Below are 17,634 nucleotides of genomic sequence, written 5' to 3' on the forward strand. Positions count from 1 at the left end.
ACAAGGTGAAGCAAGCCGCGGAGGGATGATATGACGGAGACGATGAACATGGTGCTGAAAGCCGCGCCGGGAGTACTGACGGCCGTATGGACGCCCGCATCCGGCCAGGCTGCCGTTGACGATGCCGGCGGTGCGGGGACAGCGGGCTCGCCGCAGGCATCCCCGGAATTCCGGCAGGTCCTGAAGATGGAGGTATGGCCGCTGTCCCGGCGCCAGGAGGCGATCAAGCGACTTGCCGGGAGTCCGGGGGAATTGTACGGCCTGCTCAAAGGGCGTCTCCCGGCATGGCTGGCCGAATTCGGGCTGTGGCCGGACGAGTCTGAGCTTGCGGTCCCGGATACGAATGACGAAGCCGCGAATAAAGAGGCAATAGCGAAGGTGAGGGAACGGCTGGCGAAGGAGCCGCTGACCGCGCTCGCGCTTCGCGGCCTGCCAAAAGGCGAGCTGACGGACGAGATCTTCGCGCTCTGGGCACGGGGCACAGGCGGAGAAGCCGGGACGGGGCTGTCTGCCGAGCTGGGCAGACTGGAGAAGAAGGGGCCGGCGGTGTCCGCCGGAGAATGGCTGGCGGAGGCCTCGGCCGAGGGTTCGCTTCACCAGCCGGGCCCCGCGTTCCTTGAGGTTCGGGACCGGTCTGTTCCGGACTCTCCCTCCATCGCTCCTTCGATGGAGGACTGGAAGGCGCTGCTGCCGAATGTGCCCCGCGCGCAGGAGGGGCTGGAGCTGATTATGCGGCGGGCCGCCGAGGCTGCTGCCCGGAGGGCGGCGAAGCTGGAGAAGTAGCCTGCTCTACAGCCTGCGGCGTGTCCGAGACACAAGCGTATGCTGGAACAGGAAAGCCCCGCGGCTGTGGAAACAAGCCGCGGGGCTCTTTTTTGTCCGATGAAATTCAGCCAGCTTTCCCGGCTTCCGGCAAGCCTCAGACCTTCCGGTCATAAGCTTGTCCGCCTCAAGACAGCTCCAGAATCTCCCGGCGCAGGCGAAGCATTTTCTTGTCCAGCTCGTCGGCGGCTCGTGCGGCGCTCTTCAGCTCATCCGCAACATGGGCCGGCAACTGCTTGTCGTATTTGTAATAGAGAATGTGCTCCATGCTCGCCCAGAAATCCATGGCCAGCGTCCGAAGCTGGATTTCGGCCTTTACCCATTTCGTTCCGTCCAGAAGAATGAGCGGCACGGCGACGATCACATGCAGGCTTTGATACCCGTTCGGCTTCGGCTGGGCGATGTAGTCCTTGATTTCCAGCACGCGGATATCTTCCCTGGCGCTAAAATGATCGGCCAACCGGTAAATATCTTTGACAAAAGCGCAGACAATCCGCATGCCGGCGATATCGTGAATATGCGTTTCGATATTCTCGAAGCTGAGGGCGTACCCTTTGCGTTCCAGTTTTTGCAGGATGCTCTTCGGCTCCTTAACCCGGCTCTTGATATGTTCAATCGGACTGTACCCGTCCCGCATCTTCCATTCGGTCTTCAGCGTCTCGACTTTGTTCTCAAGCTCTTTAAGGGCCAGGTGGTAAAGAGCAGGCATTTTCTTGAATTCGTCAAGCTGCCTGGACAGCTCCTCGTTTAATTCCAAACGGCCCAAATCCTGAACGTGAACCTGCAGTTGATCCAGTGTTAGCATTCTGCGATCTTGTTCTTTCACGGATACTCTCCCGAATTTAGTATTTATTCGCCCCTTCATTTTAACCGATGTGAACCGCCGGATGCAAAATTTTCCACCTGTATCCAGTTTATTATCCGCCCCTTTGAAGGCGCTTCGCGCTTATATCAGGAACAACGGCCGTGGGTTCATCATAAAAAGCCCCGCTCTTCTTAGCAAAAAGCTTCCCGATGATCAGACTAATGCCAAACGGGCGCATATGGAAGCTCTCTGCCGAAAAGAAAAAGGCATTCTGGGAAGAGGAAACGCTTACTTATTTATGGGCATTTATGGGCGAGCCGTCCTCGCCGTATCCCTTGTCGCGGTAGACCGTATCCTCCAGCTTGACCTCGAACTCTCCCGCTTCGCCCCGCATATCCTGAACCAGCCTGTGTTTAAGGGATACATAGTAGCTTTCATTGTCCGTCACGATAATCCCTCCAGCTTCGGTGAGATTTGTCAGCATCATTTTTAAGTAATATACACGAGACGACAAATAATGAATCTGGCCGTCACATTTGGTATGATAGAGACATAGTTTCCGGCGGCCTCGTGCGGTTGCTTGTTTGGCCCAGAAATCAAGTGGAAACGGATACCCTCCTGTAAGGCGGACGCCGTTTCATTTTCGCCGGTGCTATGTTTGGCTCATTGTGAGAAGGGGGACTATCTATGAATCTGTTGCAGCGCATTAAAGACGGAGCCACCCGGGTTAGCGAAAAAGCGCAAAACTCCGTGGAGATCGGCAAGCTGAACAGCCAAATTTCCGATATTGAGCACGAAATGGAAATGGAATTTCTGAAGATGGGCAAGATCTTTTATGAGGGATACCGCTCCAGGGATTTATCTCTGGCTGAAGGTCAAATGACAGAAATGTCCCGCTCCTGCCTCAGACTTCAGGATAAAATCGACGCTCTGCGCTCGCGCATCGCCGAACTCAAAAATGAACGACTCTGCAAATGCGGATTTATTGCCCCGCTGGACGCAAATTTCTGCCCGCACTGCGGACGCAAAATGGAGCAGGCCGCAAGCGCTCCCGCTCCGGTCATTTACGCTCCGGCACCGGATCGGCAAACGGATGAACAGGACAGACGGGGGGCTTCGGCGGGGCCGCAGGAGGAACCGGAGCTTTATGACTACAGCCATGACGACAGCGAGGAAGAAGAGCTTCCGCTCCCGGCTCCGGTAGCCGAGTATGCCGGGAACGTGCAGGATACGGAGCGTGAACGCCGCCTGGCCGATGAGCTGGAACGGGAGCGGGAAAGGCAGCTTGAGCTCGACCGGCGTATCCGGGATTGGCAGGGTAAGGGTCACGAGGAGACGGAAGAAGACACCGGCCCGCGCGAGACGGTGAAATGCCAGATTTGCCGGGCGGACCTGCCCAAAGGCTCCATGTGGTGTCCGCGCTGCGGATCGGAACAGATTTAGTCTTACACTCAGCCGGCCTTGGGAGGGATGACAGAAATGGAACAATTGCTGCTGCATCTGCGCAGTCTGGGCTTTACGGAAATGGAGTCCAAAATTATGGTGGAGCTGGCGGCGATCGGTCAATCCTCCGGATATGAGGTGGCAAAACGCCTCGGTGTCTCCAGGTCCAATGTGTATGCCGCGCTTCAGCGCCTGACCCAGCAGGGGTATGTGCGCTGCGGCGACGGAGAGCCGGCCCGGTACAGCGTCCTGGCCCCGGAAGAGCTCTCGAAGATGATCTCCGGGCGGGTTCAGGCGTCTCTCGCCTTCGTTCAAAGCGAAATGCCGCGCGGCGGCTCGGTCAGCAGCACCTTTTATAATGTGGAAGGCGAGCGCAATGTCATGGATGCGCTGATCCGCCAGCTTAACGCGGCGGAGCATGAGATTGTCGTCGACGTATGGCGGGAGGAAGCCTCGCTGCTGCGCAGCGAGCTGGAGCAGGCCGAGCGGCGCGGAGTGAGGCTCCTCTGGGCTTTTGACGGCGGCAATGCCGCAAGCCCGTACCTGCCGTGGCCGCCTCTTGCCGGGATGGAGGAAGCCGAAGGCCGCAAGTTCTCATTCGTGGTCGACCGGCGGTGGTGCATGCTCGGCATGCGCGGCGGCGGGGATGGAACGGCCCAGGCAGTCGTGACCGAGCACCGGGTATTGGTGGACCTGCTGCTGGGCCATTTCATGCAGGAAATGGTGTTGTTCGAGCTGGAGCAGGATATGGGACCCGAACTGGAACGGCGATACGGCCATCGCTACCGGAGCATTTACGGTAAATATATCGGAAGCGAAGACGAAGCGGAACGGATGGAGGCAGGGGCTCCGGGGAACACTCGGGATGGTGACTAGCCTTCAACCGCAAATAGGCCAAACCATGCCAGGGAGGTGAAGAAGAATGGAGTGTATCGTTCATTTTGAAGTGCTGCATTCGAAAGGGCCCAAAGCGCTGCGGGGGCTGCTGTTTCTTGACGAGGGAGCGGCTCCGACCGAGAGCCAGCTGATTGACATGTTTAAGGACATGAAGTTCAATGTAAGGCTCGATGACCGGGAGAAACTGATATTCAAGCCTGTAGACGCGGGGGCCGACTATTCCGAGATCCGGATCACCGGCTATGACGCGGGTGACAAAAAATCCGGGGAAGATCATGATTTGAAATCGATCGTCAGCAATCTGCTGCCGCCGAAGCCGTCAGGTCTTTGAACCGGTCGTGAAAGGCCCATTTTCTCCTCGCCGGACCTGAGGATGAGTGGGCCTTTCCTGCAGCCGCATGAATCAGGATACAGAAGGAGGAGTACATATGGAGCTCTTGAAGCAAAAGGTGAAGAACGAAGGCATTGTGCTCGCCAAAGGGGTTTTGAAGGTGGATTCTTTCCTGAATCACCAGATGGACCCGTTCCTGATGCGCGAAATCGGACGCGAGTTCAAGTCGTTGTTCGCGGGTGACAAGATTACGAAGGTGCTGACGATCGAATCCTCCGGCATTGCTCCGGGAATCATGACGGCGCTGGAGCTTGAGGTACCGCTTATATTCGCCCGCAAGCAGAAGTCGCTGACCTTGACGGAGGATATCTACGTGGAGAAGGTCTACTCTTTCACCAAAAGAGAGACCAATGAAATTACCGTCTCCAAAAAGTTCATCGAACCCGGCGAACGGGTGCTAATCGTCGACGATTTCCTGGCCAACGGCGAGGCCGCCTTCGGCTTGGCGCGGATTGTGGAGCAGGCCGGCGCGACGGTTGCCGGGATCGGCATCGTGATTGAGAAGTCGTTCCAGCCGGGCCGCGAGCTGTTGCTGAAAGCGGGCTACCGGGTGGAGTCTCTGGTGCGTATCGCGTCGCTCGAGGACGAGAAGATGGCTTTTGTCGGGGAAGAGTAGGGCCCTTGGGGGCCGTGCCCCGGTAAGGTGCGGGATGAACGAAGCTGGGGAATGACGTGCCCCGGGCCGATAGGCGGCTGGCGATGTGCTGGAGGTGCGTCGGGTGAGGCCATACGGAGGCTGATGCGCGGGAAGGCGCGCCTGGTGAAGTGATGCGGAGGCCGATGCGGGGAAGGTGCGCCTAGTGAGGCGATGCGGAGGGTGATGTGAGGGAAGACGCGTCGTTGAGAGGCGATGGATGCGGAGGTCGCAGCGTGGAAGGCGCGCCGCGGGTAAGAGGCCGGGAAAGAAGCGCCCCGGCATGTTAGGCTGGCCGAGCGATACGCTCCGAGCCCTTTGATCCGGCGGTCTGCGAACTGGGCGTTGGTCGTTCATTTGGACAACGGGCGAAAGTCCCTCCCATGCGTGGTTTCAGTCGATTAAAGGGAAAAAGTACCGTTTATTTCAGAGTAAACCGCCCTTATTGGAGAATAAAAGGGAATTTCTCCGCTTTATTTTAGATTAAGTCCTCTTTTCGAGCCGTTTGTTCGAATTTAGAGGGAGAAATTCCAGCTTAAATAATAAAAAAGGAATAAATGCAAAATTAAAAGGGAGTTTTTCCCTCTTATTTTCAAGCCAGCTTCTTTTTGAGCCCGGAAAGGGCTGGTGGTTTTCATCCGTTGAGTAGAGGGCATATATGCAATGAATGAATCGGGTGAACAGGAGGTCCTCCTCCCAATGGGGGATTGGGCCGCCGGACTCCGGAAAAATAAGCAGCCGTTATAACCGGGTGAAATGGCCCGCTATAACGGCTGCTGTTTTGTTATCGCTTCCGGAGAGGGGGCGTTGCACTCGAGGAAGGCGGGAAGCGCCCCGGGGGGGCGCCAGCGGCACCTGGCGCACCTGGCTGCGCCGCCGCGCGGGCGCCCGCCTCTCGCCGCGGGCGTCAGGCGCCGCCCGCGCGGCTCCCGGTGCCTTCCTGGGGCGCCGGGTCCGCCGGGCCCCGAGCCGGGGGCGCGAGCACGGCCAGCGCCCCTGGCTCGCAGCGCACGGCCAGCGCGCCGCGGCCGATGCTCTCGCCGTCGCCGATCGCGGGCTGCTCGCGATCGAAGTGCACCGCTGCGCTTGTCCCGCGCAGCATCGTCACGAAGGGCAGCGAGACATGGCTGCCCTTCAGCACCGTCGGGAACAGCCGCAGCAGCTGCATGCGGCTGCACCCGTGGACGACGCAGACGTCGAGCCGGCCGTCGTCCGGTCTCGCCTGCGGCGCGATGAGCAGCCCGCCGCCGTAGCTCGGCAGGTTGCAGACCGATGCGAGCCAGACGCCCTCGAAGCGATGCTCCTGCCCGTCGCAGAGGACGCTGGCCCCGCAAGGCTTAAAGGTGATCAGTGTATGCAAAATGCCGATCAGATAGGCCAGCTGCCCTGCGTGAAGGGTGTTGCACAGCCGCTTGTACCGGCTGGCGTTGACGTTCTCGGCGACCTGGGCGTCGAATCCGCTGGCGACGGCGGTTAATGTATAGCCGCCGTTTGCGGCCAGCAGGTCGGCCGGAACGCGGATACCGGTCAGCGCGGCATCCAGTGCAGCCTCCGGCTCCAGCGGAATGCCGAAGGCGCGCGCGGTGTCGTTCCCGGAACCCGCCGGCACGATGCCGAGCGGAACGCCGCGTGTTCTAAGCGCTTCCAGTACGCTGTGGATCGTTCCGTCGCCGCCGACTACGACGCAGGCGCTCCACCGCTCCCGGCGGGATAGCGCCTGCATGACATCGCGGCCTGCGCTTGAAGCGCTCTCTGTGAGCAGCGCTTCATACTCCGCCCCTCGCTCCTTTAGCATCCTCTCGATCCGCTGCCAGACTTTTCGCCCGGCTCCTCCGCCGGAACACGGATTGATTACAAACAAGTACATTCCTTTTCCCCCAGGCCCAGATTCATGCTGTTGTCCTCTTTCATTGTACTGAAGGGAGATGGCAAATGGGAATGCTTTTTCATAGGCCGAAAGTTAGAGGCCAAAAGAGCTTACAGACGCCGCAGCTGCCGCTCCGCAATATTGCCGGCCCAGGGCAGCTTATACCAGTTACCCCGGAGGGCGTGATAGGTCATCAGCAGCCAGATGCCGAAGCTGCACAGGAAGATGAGCGCCGCAAGCAGCGCGCCTATAAAAGGCAGCAGACCGGCGAGGACATGGCCGATCATGAGCGCGCCGTAGGCCAATAACGATTGGAGGGAGTGGAACAGCACGAACCGGCTGCGTTTCTCCAGGGCAAGAAAGACGATGCCCCCGGCAAAAGGGAACAGATAGCATAGCGCAGCCGCGATATAATCCGGCAAGCCGACGGATGAACGAAACGGGGACAAGGGCTTCACTCTCCTGTCATATGGACAGAAAGCGCCCGCGGGCACAGGCCTTGCACGGGCGCTTCCTCTACACAAGCTTATGAGTGGGCCGGACAAAGTATGAGCAGCGTTTAGGCTGCAAGCGGCTTTCTGCCAATCCGCCAAGCCTAAGCTGCCGATCTATTCTGCCAACCCGCCAAGTTTAAGCTGCCGATCTATTCTGCCACCCCGCCTTATCCTGCAGCCGACCGGCCCTTCTGATCCGCTTATCCATCCAGCCGACCGGCCCTTCTGATCCGCCTTACCCATCCAGCCGATCTATTCTGCCAACCCGCCAAGTCTAAGCTGCCGATCTATTTTGCCATTCCGCCTCATCCATCCAGCCGATCTATTCTGCCACCCCGCCTTATCCTGCAGCCGACCGGCCCTTCTGATCCGCTTATCCATCCAGCCGACCGGTCCTTCTGATCCGCCTTATCCTGCACCAATCCTTCAGATCCGCCATATCCATCCAACCGACTGATTCTTCTGATCCGCTTATCCCATTCATCCCAGTTCATCATCTCGCTAATTTAAGTCCGTTGCTCTCATTCAGCCGTCTGCCATTGCCGGAATAATGTATTGCTCGACCAGTTTTCGGGGATGCTTCCAGTGGCTGGTTCTGCTCTTCGCTGTAAAGACGATGGCGGCCGAGAGCTTCGGCAGCAGCAGAATCTGCTGCCCGCCGTGCCCGTGGGCCACCGAGAACGGCTGCCTGGACATGGTGCCCGTCCAGAACTGAAAGCCGTAATCGCCGTATGCCGGGTAGCCGGCGGTCTGGGCAGCCAGCGCCTGATCGAGCCAACCAGCCGGGATGACCTGCCGCCCCGCATACCTGCCGCCGTCCAGCAGGCACAGGCCGATCTTGGCCATATCCCGCGAGGTCAAATGCAGGCCGATATGGCCCATGCTGTGGCCTTCGGGACTTGGCAGCCAGGCGGCGTGCTGGATGCCGAGCGGGGTAAACAAATGCTCCATCGCATAGGCGAAGGCGTCCCGCCTCGTCGACTCCGTCAGCATCATCGAGATTAGATGCGAATCGGGGCTGCGGTACTGAAAGGTGCCGATGTTCTCCGGCACAATCGGCAGGCCGAGGGCGAAGGAGGCCCAGCGGCGGCTGCGGTGAAACTTGTGGATCAGCGGCTCGCCGAGCCTTTTCCCGGTCTTCCAGACGAAGCCCGAGGTCATTGTCAGCAGATGGCGGAGCGTAATCTCCGGCAGCTGCTCCGAATGCAGATGCGGGACATGCTTTCCCAGCACCTCGATTACGGGGACGTCGGGTTCCGGCATTTCGCCTCTCCCGGTGGCTATTCCGGCCAGCAGGGAGGTCACGCTTTTCGTGGCGGAGCGGAGGTCGTTCAACCGGGCGGCGTGTCCTTCTCCGTAATACCGCTCCCAAATTAACCGGCCGCGGCGCGCGATCAGCATGCTGTGCATTTTCGGATATTCCCGCAGCACGGCCTGGTGGGCCTGCTCCAGCTTTTCCGCGCAGGTTCCCGTATCTTCGGGCTTCGCCATCGGAATATAGGGAACGGAGGCGTGGGGCGAGCGAAGCAGGGTAACCGCCGGCTTCATGGCGCGCTCCCTATGCCAGATTTTATAAATAAAGACGGTGGTTGCTCATGCATGGCGTTCCCCTTCCAAGCCCTAAGGTTACTGTTCACTATTAGGTTAACCAATTGTTTTCGGAATTTCTCACACTTGACTAATCCGGTGCGGGGAATTTATGCTGAAGTGGAACGTATGTTCCAAACGATTTGTAAAAAAAATTTACTATGTAGGCTTTACACGGGAAAGGTGGAAGTTGGGCGAGAATATGATACAATAAAACGATAAAGCCCGAAAGGAGTGATTCACAGACTTGGCTTTTCGGGTAATCACAGTGTCAAGGTGTTCTTTAGCACCTGAACTTTCAGCCCAAATCGCGACGAACCTGCTTCACAGATTCCCGATTCGTAGGCCAGGCTTCTGCCGGCTTATCGCGGAGAATCGATAAATGCAAGCGGCATTCGGTCTAATGGCATTTGCGAGCGCCCTTGCATTTCGAAGTTATGGCGGACTTTTCATCATGCATTCTCTACAACGGAGCATTCATTTTCAATGTTTTGGGAGGGAACTGATCATGGCAAGTAAAGGTCACAACGAAGTCAAGGAAAGTCTGCGGGAAATGACACGTATTTTCCGGCCCAAGGATCCGAAGAAATTCGTCAAAGAGTATGTCCGTAAATACCGGATAACGGGAGGCTATGAGGAAGAACTCACCATGGTTGTGGAGCATGAGCTCGTCAGGATGAATTCGTCAGTCTCTTAACCGTTCAACTTATCATTCCGAAAGGATTTTATAAACCGTGATTTGCGAATGCCGCAAAGAACGGTTTTTTTGTGTCGTCACACAAAGTTCCTGGATTCAAAACCCGATCAAAACAAACCTTATCACTAATAATAACGCTTACAGAAACCGATTGCAAATGTTGATTTGACAAGCTTTTTTCTTATTTTGAAATAGATGTGAACGATTGACAAAACAGACCCTGAAAATTATATTAATAGTGATTGTTATAATTGACAGCGCAGGATAAGTAACTTAATTGAAATCGGAAAAAGCGGGGTTGATCTATGATGAGAACATGGCTCTCTGCAAGGCGGCTTCTTCCCCTGATCGCGGTGTTCGGAACGGTTCTCGCCGGCTGCGGCCGGGAAGACCTCTCGGTTCTAAGGCCTCAAGGTCCGCCCGCCGAAAGCTCGCTGGGACTCATGAAGCTTGCGATTTCCATCATGATTGTCGTGCTGCTGATCGTTTTTTCCATCGCGGCTTATGTCTTGATCCGTTTCCGCCGCAAGCCTGGGCAGGATGAAATTCCGGAGCAGATCGAGGGCAGCTTCAAGCTGGAAGTGCTCTGGACGGTCATTCCGCTCATTCTCGTTATTGTGCTGGCGGTTCCGACGGTGAGGACGGTGTTCGCCCTGGGGGAAAATCATTCAGGCGACAAGAACGCGATTAAAGTCAAAGTGACAGGCCACCAGTATTGGTGGGAATTTGAATACCCCGATTTCGGCATCAAGACGGCGCAGGATCTCGTTATTCCCGCAGGCAGGAACATTGCCTTTGAACTGACGACAAACGATGTGCTCCATTCCTTCTGGGTCCCCTCTCTATCCGGCAAAATCGACACCAATCCGACCGGAGCAACCAACCGGTTCAGCTTCAGCGCGCCAAAGGAAGGCGTATACCGCGGCAAATGCGCCGAGCTGTGCGGACCTTCCCACGGATTCATGGAATTCAAAGTGAAAGCGGTTAGCAATGATGAATTTAAGCAGTGGATCGAAGCGCAAAAAGCACCCGCGGTGCTTCCCGAAGATCCGGCGCTCGCCCAGACCTTTAAGGATCAGTGCCTGAAATGCCACGCGGTCGGCGATCAGGGGCTGGCGGTAGGGCCAAATCTGACCGGCATTGGTTCCCGCGAATCAGTGGCCGGCATTCTGCTCAATGACGATACCCGTCAGGACGGCGCGCCCGTGGAGGAGAATCTCAAGACGTGGCTGCATGACACGCAAGGCGTAAAACCGGGCAACCGAATGCCCGACCCCAGCAAGGATATGGGCCTGACAGACGATGAAATTGACCGGATTGCCGAGTATCTGGCCAGCTATAAACTGAACTAGTTACGTAAGCCCTTACCAAGCGATACATTTGAAAAGGGGGTACGAACCTTGGCTCAAGCAGCGCATACCTTGGATCAACCGAAGCCTTTGGGGCATGGCGTCAAGCGGTATACCGGGCTGATGGACTGGATTACGACCGTCGACCACAAAAAAATCGCCATTCTGTATCTTTGGGCCGGCGGATTATTTTTCGGCATCGGCGGAATTGAAGCGCTCCTGATCCGGTGGCAGCTCATTAAGCCCATGAATGACTTTGTCGACGCCCAGACCTTCAACGAGCTGATTACGATGCACGGCACGACAATGATTTTCCTCGGGGTCATGCCGATTATCTTCGCGCTGATGAACGCGGTCATTCCGCTGCAGATCGGCGCGCGCGACGTTGCTTTTCCTTTTCTGAACGCGCTGGGCTTCTGGACGTTCCTGTTCGGTGGCCTGCTGCTGAACCTCAGCTGGGTTATGGGCGGAGCGCCCGATGCGGGCTGGACGTCCTACACGCCGCTATCTACTTCGGCTTACAGCGGGACGCACGGCGTCGATTTTTACACGATCGGCCTGCAAATTGCCGGCCTGGGCACTCTCATTGGCGGCATTAACTTCCTGGCGACCGTCATTACGATGCGCGCGCCGGGTATGTCATACATGCGGATGCCGATGTTTGCCTGGACGACGTTTATAACGTCCGCCATTATTCTGTTCGCTTTTCCCGCCATTACTGTCGGCCTTGTACTGCTGACCTTCGACCGGATTCTCGGCGCGAATTTCTTCGAGCCCGGAGCAGGCGGAAGCCCCGTACTCTGGCAGCATATTTTCTGGATCTTCGGCCATCCCGAAGTCTACATTCTCATTCTTCCGGCCTTTGGCATCATCTCCGAGGTCATTCCGACCTTTGCACGCAAGCGGCTGTTTGGCTACAGCTCCATGGTGTTCGCGACAATCCTGATCGCCTTCCTGGGCTTCATGGTGTGGGCGCATCATATGTTCACGACGGGTCTTGGCCCGGTGGCGAACGCGCTCTTTGCCGTATCGACGATGCTGATCGCCGTCCCGACCGGGATCAAAATTTTCAACTGGCTGTTTACACTGTGGGGTGGTTCGGTGCGTTTTACCACACCCAATCTGTTCGCCTCCGGCTTCATTCCGACATTCACTATGGGCGGCGTGACCGGCGTTATGCTGGCGTCCGCGCCTGCGGATTTCCAGTTCCATGATACGTATTTCGTCGTGGCGCATTTTCACTACGTGATCGTCGGCGGCCTGGTGATGGGACTGTTCGCGGGGCTGCATTACTGGTGGCCGAAGATGTTCGGGCGCATGCTGAATGAGACGTTGGGAAAATGGACCTTCTGGACATTCATCATCGGCTTTCATCTGACCTTTTTCGTCCAGCATTTTCTCGGCCTTATGGGCATGCAGCGCCGGGTGTTCACCTACCTGCCGAATCAGCATTTCGACACGCTGAACCTGGTCAGCACGATCGGGGCCGGGCTGATGGGGGTTGGCACGCTGATTTTTCTAACCAATATCATAGTCACCTCAAGAAAGCCGCCGGATGCGGCAGACGATCCCTGGGAGGACGGACGCACGCTGGAATGGAGCATCCCGTCGCCTCCGCCGGAATACAATTTCAAGCAAACGCCGCTTGTGCGTGGACTTGACGCTCTTTGGAAGGAGAAGATGGCGGGGAACAAGGGGATGACGCCGGCCGAGCCTGTCGGTTCGATCCATATGCCTTCGGCGACCCCGCTGCCGTTCATCATGTCGGTGGGCATTTTTATCGCCGGGTTCGGTTTCATGTTTAGCCGCGACGATTTCGGAGGCGGATTCGTGAGCTTTTTGTTCAATAATTATATTGTGACCGGTCTGGGTCTGCTGATTACGTTTGGATCGATGCTGCTGCGCTCGCTGGTTGACGATCACGGCTGGCATATCGAGCCGGAAGAGCTGGAAGGAAGGTGAACCGGGTATGACAACTTCTCATGCAGAACCTGTTCACGGCGGCCTGCCGCATGAACCGGAAAAAGCGACCGCCGAAGGCCGCAACAAAGTCCTTGCCTTCTGGCTGTTTCTCGGCGGCGAGGCCGTGCTCTTCGGCACCTTGTTCGCCACCTTTCTGGCGCTGCGGGGTCAGACCAACGAAGGCCCTACGGCCAATGAGCTGTTCCATCTCCCGCTCGTTGCGGCGGCGACCTTTTTCCTGCTCGTCAGCAGTCTAACCAGCGTCTTCGCCATCCAGGCGATGCACCGGAACCATCCGGCGATGCTCCGGAATTGGCTGCTTGTCACCGTAGTGCTCGGCCTTTGCTTTCTGGGACTGGAAATTTACGAATTCACCCAGTACGTAAGGCATGAACAATTCGGCATGACCACAAGCGCGTTCAGCTCGGCGTTCTATACGCTGGTCGGGTTCCACGGCGCGCACGTCGCTTTCGGCATTTTGTGGATTTCGCTGCTGATCGGCCAGTTGGGCTACAAGGGCTTGACTGTAGTGACCGCCCCCAAAATCTACGTGTCCGCCATGTACTGGCATTTTATCGACGTGGTGTGGGTCTTCATCTTTACGGTCGTCTATCTGCTTGGAAAGGTGGGCTAGGCTATGGCTGCTGAACAGCATACGCGGGATAACGGCGTGAAGCGCCGTCACCGTCAGGAAGGTCCGCAGAAGCATGTTATGATCTTCGTTCTTTCGGCTGTGCTGACGCTGATCGCCTTTGCGGCGGTGGCGGCTGGAGACGTCAACCCGGTCTTTGCAGTCATTCTGCTGCTCGTAATGGCGTTGATACAGGTCTTTGTGCAGATGGGTTTCTGGATGCATTTGAAGGATAAGGGGCATATGATGCCGATTATTTTCATGCTGGGCGGTTTCCTGATTGCCGGAACGTGCATTATTATGGCCTTGTACTGGGTCTGGTGGGATTAGCGGGAAAAGGGGCGGGCCGCGGGCCTGCCTTTTGTCGGAATGGAGCTCTGTCCGGGTTCTAACGTTAAAGGGGATGAACAAGCTTGCGAAGGCTGGGAGCCTCTGCTCGGGGATGTCTTTCTTGAAGCGCGTTCAATGGGGAAATCCATTTCGTAACCAGAGCTAAGGGACTTTGCTGAATCTGCAGGAGCCGGTAGGGACCATAGTTCTCAAAAGCCTGTGCGATGACGGATGATGCGATGACGTGATAACACGATAACGGTCTTCCGGTTCGGCTGAACGGGAAATTCTCCGTCTTAATTGAGGGGAATGGGCCGGAATGGTGGATTATGGCGGAAAACTGGACCTCTGTCAAGAAAGTGGACACCCTTTAGCTTGCTTTTCTCTTATTGAACCGAGCAGCAAAGCGAATCGGTGACAGGTACCCTAGTGCACCATGGATTCGTTTGCGGTTATAAAAAAACTCAATGTATCGGTAGATCTCATCGTAGGCCTGCTGTTTCGTTCTAAATCGCTTGCAGTAAATGAGCTCCTTTTTCAGGATGCTATGGAAAGATTCCATGCAAGCATTATCGTAGCAGTTTCCTTTGCGGCTCATGCTGGTGATCATACGGTAAGTCTTGAGCTGTTTTCGGTAATCTTCGGACGCGTACTGGCTTCCTCGATCCGAATGGTGGATCAGTCCTTTTTTAGGTCTCTTGGCAAGGTGGGCATCCTTTAGGGCGCCCAGGACGAGATCGGTGTTCATCCGGTCGCTCAGACGCCAGCCTACGATCTCACGGGTGCATAAGTCCAGCACACTGGCTAGATACAGGCGGCCTTCCCGGCATGGAATATACGTAATGTCGGCTACCCATACTTTATTGGGTTTCTCCACGTGAAACTGCTGGTTCAGGAGGTTTGGAGCGATCGGCAAATCATGATTGGAGTCGGTGGTTTGAACCTTGAAGGTACGGCTGACACAGGCACGGAATCCGAGTTCTTGCATGTATAGGCCGACGGTACGTTCGGTGACGGTTTCGCCTTCCTGGCGCAAAAGATGTGCAATCTTGGGCGCACCATAACGCTGCTGTGAATCGTTGAAATGATACGTGATCCGCTTTAACAGCCGCACCTTGCGCCGCACTCGCTCGCTGGGTTTTCGGCTGCGCCAGGTGTAGTAGCCGCTCCGGGAGACACCTAGTGCTTTGCACATCTTCTCCAAAGGGAACTCGGAGCGATGATCTTCCACAAACTGAAATCTCAGTTCTTTGGTTTGCTGAAGATGTGCACTGCTTTTTTTACGATGGCCAGTTCCTCCTCCGCATCGGCAGCACGTTGCTGGCTTTCGTGAAGTTCACGTTCTTTTTCTTTCAGCAGCTGCTCCAGTTCGCGGACTCGATCCAGGCTGGCGATAGGCTCGTTCTTAAACTCGCGGTATTTCGCCTTCCAGGCATACAGGGTCTTCACAGGAATATTCAGCTCCAGAGCGATGTCCTCTACCGACTTCGTTTGCTCCTGCAGGTACTTTACCGTTTGTTTCTTGAACTCTTCGTTATACTGTTTCCGTGGTTCACTCATGTGAACACCTCCTTAGATAACTCTATTATCTTTTTCTCTTAACGAGGTGTCCACTTTTTATACTAGCTCTAAACCTCCGGTATAATTCACCGAAAACCGAAGTTTTGGCCGTTTTCGCTTGAATGAGAGGGAGGAATTCCAGTTTAATAGCGGAAATCGTTCGAAAAGGCGAAATAAGCAGGAGGTTTTCCCTGATATTCGAAAGCAGCTTCAGTAATGAGGTCCGCAGCCGCGGCAGAGGTGGGCTGGTATGCTGTGCATACGGCGAGCGGCGGTCAGGTAGGTTGGTATGCTGTGTATACGGGAGAGTCGTGGCAGAGTTAGCTGGTTTGCAGTTATGGATGGAGCTGGTATGCTGTGCATACGGCGAGCGGCGGTCAGGTAGGTTGGTATGCTGTGTATACGGGAGAGACCGGCAGAGTTAGCGGGTTTGCAGTTACCGGATGGAGCGAGTGTGCTACGGATTCGGAACGCGGCGGCAGAAGTAGCGGCCTGCTCCGCATACGTCGAGCGCCCGCTAAGCCATGCAATGTCTTCGGGATCTGCCAGCGCCGGGACTGGCGATTCATGGACGTACTTCCAAACGCGGGGAGGCTTGAACGATGCTCGGACTGAATGCATTCACCTGGGTCGATGTATGGAGTCCGCTGTTTCTGGCGGGGATGCTTGTGGCGGTCTCCGGTTATTTTGTGCTGATCGGCCCTATGTCCTCACGGTTCGGGATGGCGGCTCCGGCGGCTCCAAGGCAGCGGATCTTCTTCGTCACCGGGATGGTGGCGCTCTATTTAGCCCAGGGCGGGCCGGTCAGTCTGCTGGGCCATCTCATGTTCTCTTTTCACATGCTCAGCATGGCGCTGTCCTATTATGTCGCTGTCCCGCTCATCATGCTTGGCATTCCGGCGGAGCTGTGGCGGGCCGCTCTTAAAGTCAATCCCTTCGGGCGGCTGGCCTTTCTGGCCCATCCGGTCACGGCGGCGCTGCTGTTCAACGGCCTGTTCTCCCTGTATCATATCCCCGCGGTCCATGACTATGTCATGCTGCATTTTGCCGTTCACCGGCTGTATTACGCCGCTTTGTTTGTCGCTTCGGCGCTGATGTGGTGGACGCTGATCCGTCCGCTGCCGGAAGGGGACCGCTGGAACGGGCTGGCCAAGACGGGATTCATCTTCCTTAATATGGTGCTGCTGACGCCCGCGTGCGGGCTGATTATTTTTGCCGACAAGCCGCTTTATGCGACGTACAGCGACCCGGATGCCTGGGCCAGAGCGATGGGCTACTGCGTTTCGGGCGGCGGCGCGGCGCTGCTGCGGTCTTTTGGCGGACCGGCGTTCTTTGAAGTGTTGTCCCCGAGAGTGGACCAGCAGGTTGGCGGCATCGGGATGAAGTTTATTCAGGAAGTTATTTTTGCCTCCATGCTTGCTTCTGTGTTCTATCACTGGTATAAAAAAGAGAACAGGCAGGACGACGACGAGCTTCCGGACTCTTCCGGGGTGAAAGCCGCGAACTGACCTGTGCATCTGCCGGTGAGGTCTAGGAGGACGGACATGGATATATTCACAGTGTTTCCAACGATCAGCACATCTTTCATTGTCATCAGCGCGGTGCTTGTGGCTATCGGCTGGGGGCTCATCATTAAAGGCAAGCGCGAGGCGCACAAGAAGACGATGATTGCCGCTGCGGTGTTTGCGGTGCTGTTCTTTCTGGTGTATGCGTCGAGAACGGTATTTGTGGGCAACACGTCATGGGGCGGACCGGAGAGCCTGTCGGGGCTGTACCATGTGTTTCTCATTTTTCACATTGTGCTCGCAACCGTAGCCGCCGTATTCGGCATCACCACGCTGACGCTCGGCTTTAAAGAAAAGTACGCCAAGCACCGCAGATGGGGCAGAATCACCTCGGTGATCTGGTTCATCACGGCCATAACGGGCGTGGCTGTGTATGTGCTTCTGTACTTGATGTATCCGGGCGGGCATACGAAGCCGGTGTGGCAAGTGATTATGGGCGCGTAAGCGTCCGTCAATGAATAGTTAACAAAAAATCGCCGCTCTATCCTCTAGAAGGGATAAAGCGGCGATTTTTTTGAGCATCCCGCAGCCGATATAATATCGGAAGCCGGGCGGAAATAAAGATCAGCCGCCCATGTCGCTATCGCGGATAGGTACTCG

Annotated in this window: 19 protein-coding genes; 12 read left to right on the top strand and 7 right to left on the bottom strand. The window is 56.4% G+C overall.

What is annotated here, in order from left to right; genetic code table 11:
* Positions 1-30: 30 nt before the first annotated feature.
* Positions 31-783 carry a hypothetical protein gene (locus PSAB_RS24395; protein WP_025332937.1) on the top strand — a complete coding sequence of 251 codons (753 nt, stop codon included), beginning with the start codon at positions 31-33 and terminating at the stop codon, positions 781-783.
* A 166-nt stretch (positions 784-949) separates the two neighbouring features.
* On the opposite strand, the gene PSAB_RS02100 is transcribed toward PSAB_RS24395, so the two are convergent.
* Together PSAB_RS02100 and PSAB_RS25310 are read right to left on the bottom strand one after the other, a co-directional pair.
* The gene (locus PSAB_RS02100) at positions 950-1,531 is read right to left on the bottom strand and encodes a GTP pyrophosphokinase (RefSeq protein ID WP_038596386.1); all 582 of its coding nucleotides are present in this window, start codon (positions 1,529-1,531) and stop codon (positions 950-952) included.
* A gap of 388 nt (positions 1,532-1,919) precedes the next feature.
* Positions 1,920-2,075, bottom strand: a complete 156-nt coding sequence (locus PSAB_RS25310) for a hypothetical protein (RefSeq protein ID WP_158442548.1) — start codon at positions 2,073-2,075, stop codon at positions 1,920-1,922.
* A gap of 239 nt (positions 2,076-2,314) precedes the next feature.
* Between PSAB_RS25310 and PSAB_RS02105 the strand changes: the two genes are divergently transcribed.
* The 4 genes from PSAB_RS02105 to PSAB_RS02120 all read left to right on the top strand — a co-directional run bounded on the left by PSAB_RS02105 (position 2,315) and on the right by PSAB_RS02120 (position 4,974).
* Positions 2,315-3,070 (top strand): zinc ribbon domain-containing protein, encoded by a 756-nt coding sequence (locus PSAB_RS02105; RefSeq protein ID WP_025332938.1) that lies wholly within the window; start codon positions 2,315-2,317, stop codon positions 3,068-3,070.
* A 36-nt stretch (positions 3,071-3,106) separates the two neighbouring features.
* Positions 3,107-3,946: a TrmB family transcriptional regulator gene (locus PSAB_RS02110; protein WP_025332939.1), complete on the top strand. Its 840-nt coding sequence runs from the start codon at positions 3,107-3,109 to the stop codon at positions 3,944-3,946.
* A 46-nt stretch (positions 3,947-3,992) separates the two neighbouring features.
* Positions 3,993-4,298: a hypothetical protein gene (locus tag PSAB_RS02115; RefSeq protein ID WP_025332940.1), complete on the top strand. Its 306-nt coding sequence runs from the start codon at positions 3,993-3,995 to the stop codon at positions 4,296-4,298.
* Positions 4,299-4,395: 97 nt separating this feature from the next.
* Positions 4,396-4,974: a xanthine phosphoribosyltransferase gene (locus PSAB_RS02120; RefSeq protein WP_025332941.1), complete on the top strand. Its 579-nt coding sequence runs from the start codon at positions 4,396-4,398 to the stop codon at positions 4,972-4,974.
* Between the two features lie 925 nt (positions 4,975-5,899).
* Here the strand turns inward: PSAB_RS02120 and PSAB_RS02125 are convergent.
* The 3 genes from PSAB_RS02125 to PSAB_RS02135 all read right to left on the bottom strand — a co-directional run bounded on the left by PSAB_RS02125 (position 5,900) and on the right by PSAB_RS02135 (position 8,901).
* Entirely contained in the window at positions 5,900-6,859 is a 960-nt protein-coding gene (locus PSAB_RS02125) for a diacylglycerol/lipid kinase family protein (protein WP_025332942.1), read from the bottom strand.
* 110 nt (positions 6,860-6,969) lie between these two features.
* Entirely contained in the window at positions 6,970-7,308 is a 339-nt protein-coding gene (locus PSAB_RS02130; protein WP_025332943.1) for a DUF4870 domain-containing protein, read from the bottom strand.
* Positions 7,309-7,878: 570 nt separating this feature from the next.
* Entirely contained in the window at positions 7,879-8,901 is a 1,023-nt protein-coding gene (locus PSAB_RS02135; RefSeq protein WP_025332944.1) for a serine hydrolase domain-containing protein, read from the bottom strand.
* A 547-nt stretch (positions 8,902-9,448) separates the two neighbouring features.
* Between PSAB_RS02135 and PSAB_RS02140 the strand changes: the two genes are divergently transcribed.
* From PSAB_RS02140 to PSAB_RS02160, 5 genes are all read left to right on the top strand, one after another.
* Positions 9,449-9,637, top strand: a complete 189-nt coding sequence (locus PSAB_RS02140) for a hypothetical protein (protein ID WP_019913840.1) — start codon at positions 9,449-9,451, stop codon at positions 9,635-9,637.
* Between the two features lie 305 nt (positions 9,638-9,942).
* Positions 9,943-10,989, top strand: a complete 1,047-nt coding sequence (coxB, locus tag PSAB_RS02145) for a cytochrome c oxidase subunit II (RefSeq protein ID WP_025332945.1) — start codon at positions 9,943-9,945, stop codon at positions 10,987-10,989.
* Between the two features lie 120 nt (positions 10,990-11,109).
* A complete protein-coding gene (ctaD, locus tag PSAB_RS02150) occupies positions 11,110-12,948 on the top strand; it encodes a cytochrome c oxidase subunit I (RefSeq protein WP_051529827.1) in 1,839 nt (612 codons plus the stop codon).
* A 7-nt stretch (positions 12,949-12,955) separates the two neighbouring features.
* Positions 12,956-13,582, top strand: coding sequence for a cytochrome (ubi)quinol oxidase subunit III (locus PSAB_RS02155; protein WP_025332947.1), 627 nt, complete (start codon positions 12,956-12,958; stop codon positions 13,580-13,582).
* A 3-nt stretch (positions 13,583-13,585) separates the two neighbouring features.
* On the top strand, positions 13,586-13,909 hold the full coding sequence (locus tag PSAB_RS02160) for a cytochrome C oxidase subunit IV family protein (protein WP_025332948.1): 324 nt from the start codon (positions 13,586-13,588) through the stop codon (positions 13,907-13,909).
* Between the two features lie 370 nt (positions 13,910-14,279).
* Here the strand turns inward: PSAB_RS02160 and PSAB_RS02165 are convergent, their stop codons facing one another.
* Both PSAB_RS02165 and PSAB_RS26025 read right to left on the bottom strand, forming a co-directional pair.
* Complete coding sequence (locus PSAB_RS02165; RefSeq protein ID WP_264370880.1) at positions 14,280-15,140, bottom strand: IS3 family transposase; 861 nt, start codon at positions 15,138-15,140, stop codon at positions 14,280-14,282.
* 11 nt (positions 15,141-15,151) lie between these two features.
* Positions 15,152-15,469 (bottom strand): transposase, encoded by a 318-nt coding sequence (locus tag PSAB_RS26025; protein WP_025332950.1) that lies wholly within the window; start codon positions 15,467-15,469, stop codon positions 15,152-15,154.
* Positions 15,470-16,071: 602 nt separating this feature from the next.
* Between PSAB_RS26025 and ctaG the strand changes: the two genes are divergently transcribed.
* The gene (ctaG, locus tag PSAB_RS02175) at positions 16,072-16,977 is read left to right on the top strand and encodes a cytochrome c oxidase assembly factor CtaG (protein WP_025332951.1); all 906 of its coding nucleotides are present in this window, start codon (positions 16,072-16,074) and stop codon (positions 16,975-16,977) included.
* Positions 16,978-17,013: 36 nt separating this feature from the next.
* Positions 17,014-17,478, top strand: coding sequence for a DUF420 domain-containing protein (locus PSAB_RS02180; RefSeq protein ID WP_025332952.1), 465 nt, complete (start codon positions 17,014-17,016; stop codon positions 17,476-17,478).
* Positions 17,479-17,634 lie beyond the last annotated feature (156 nt).

It is taken from the genome of Paenibacillus sabinae T27 (assembly GCF_000612505.1).
Classification (GTDB): domain Bacteria; phylum Bacillota; class Bacilli; order Paenibacillales; family Paenibacillaceae; genus Paenibacillus_AQ; species Paenibacillus_AQ sabinae.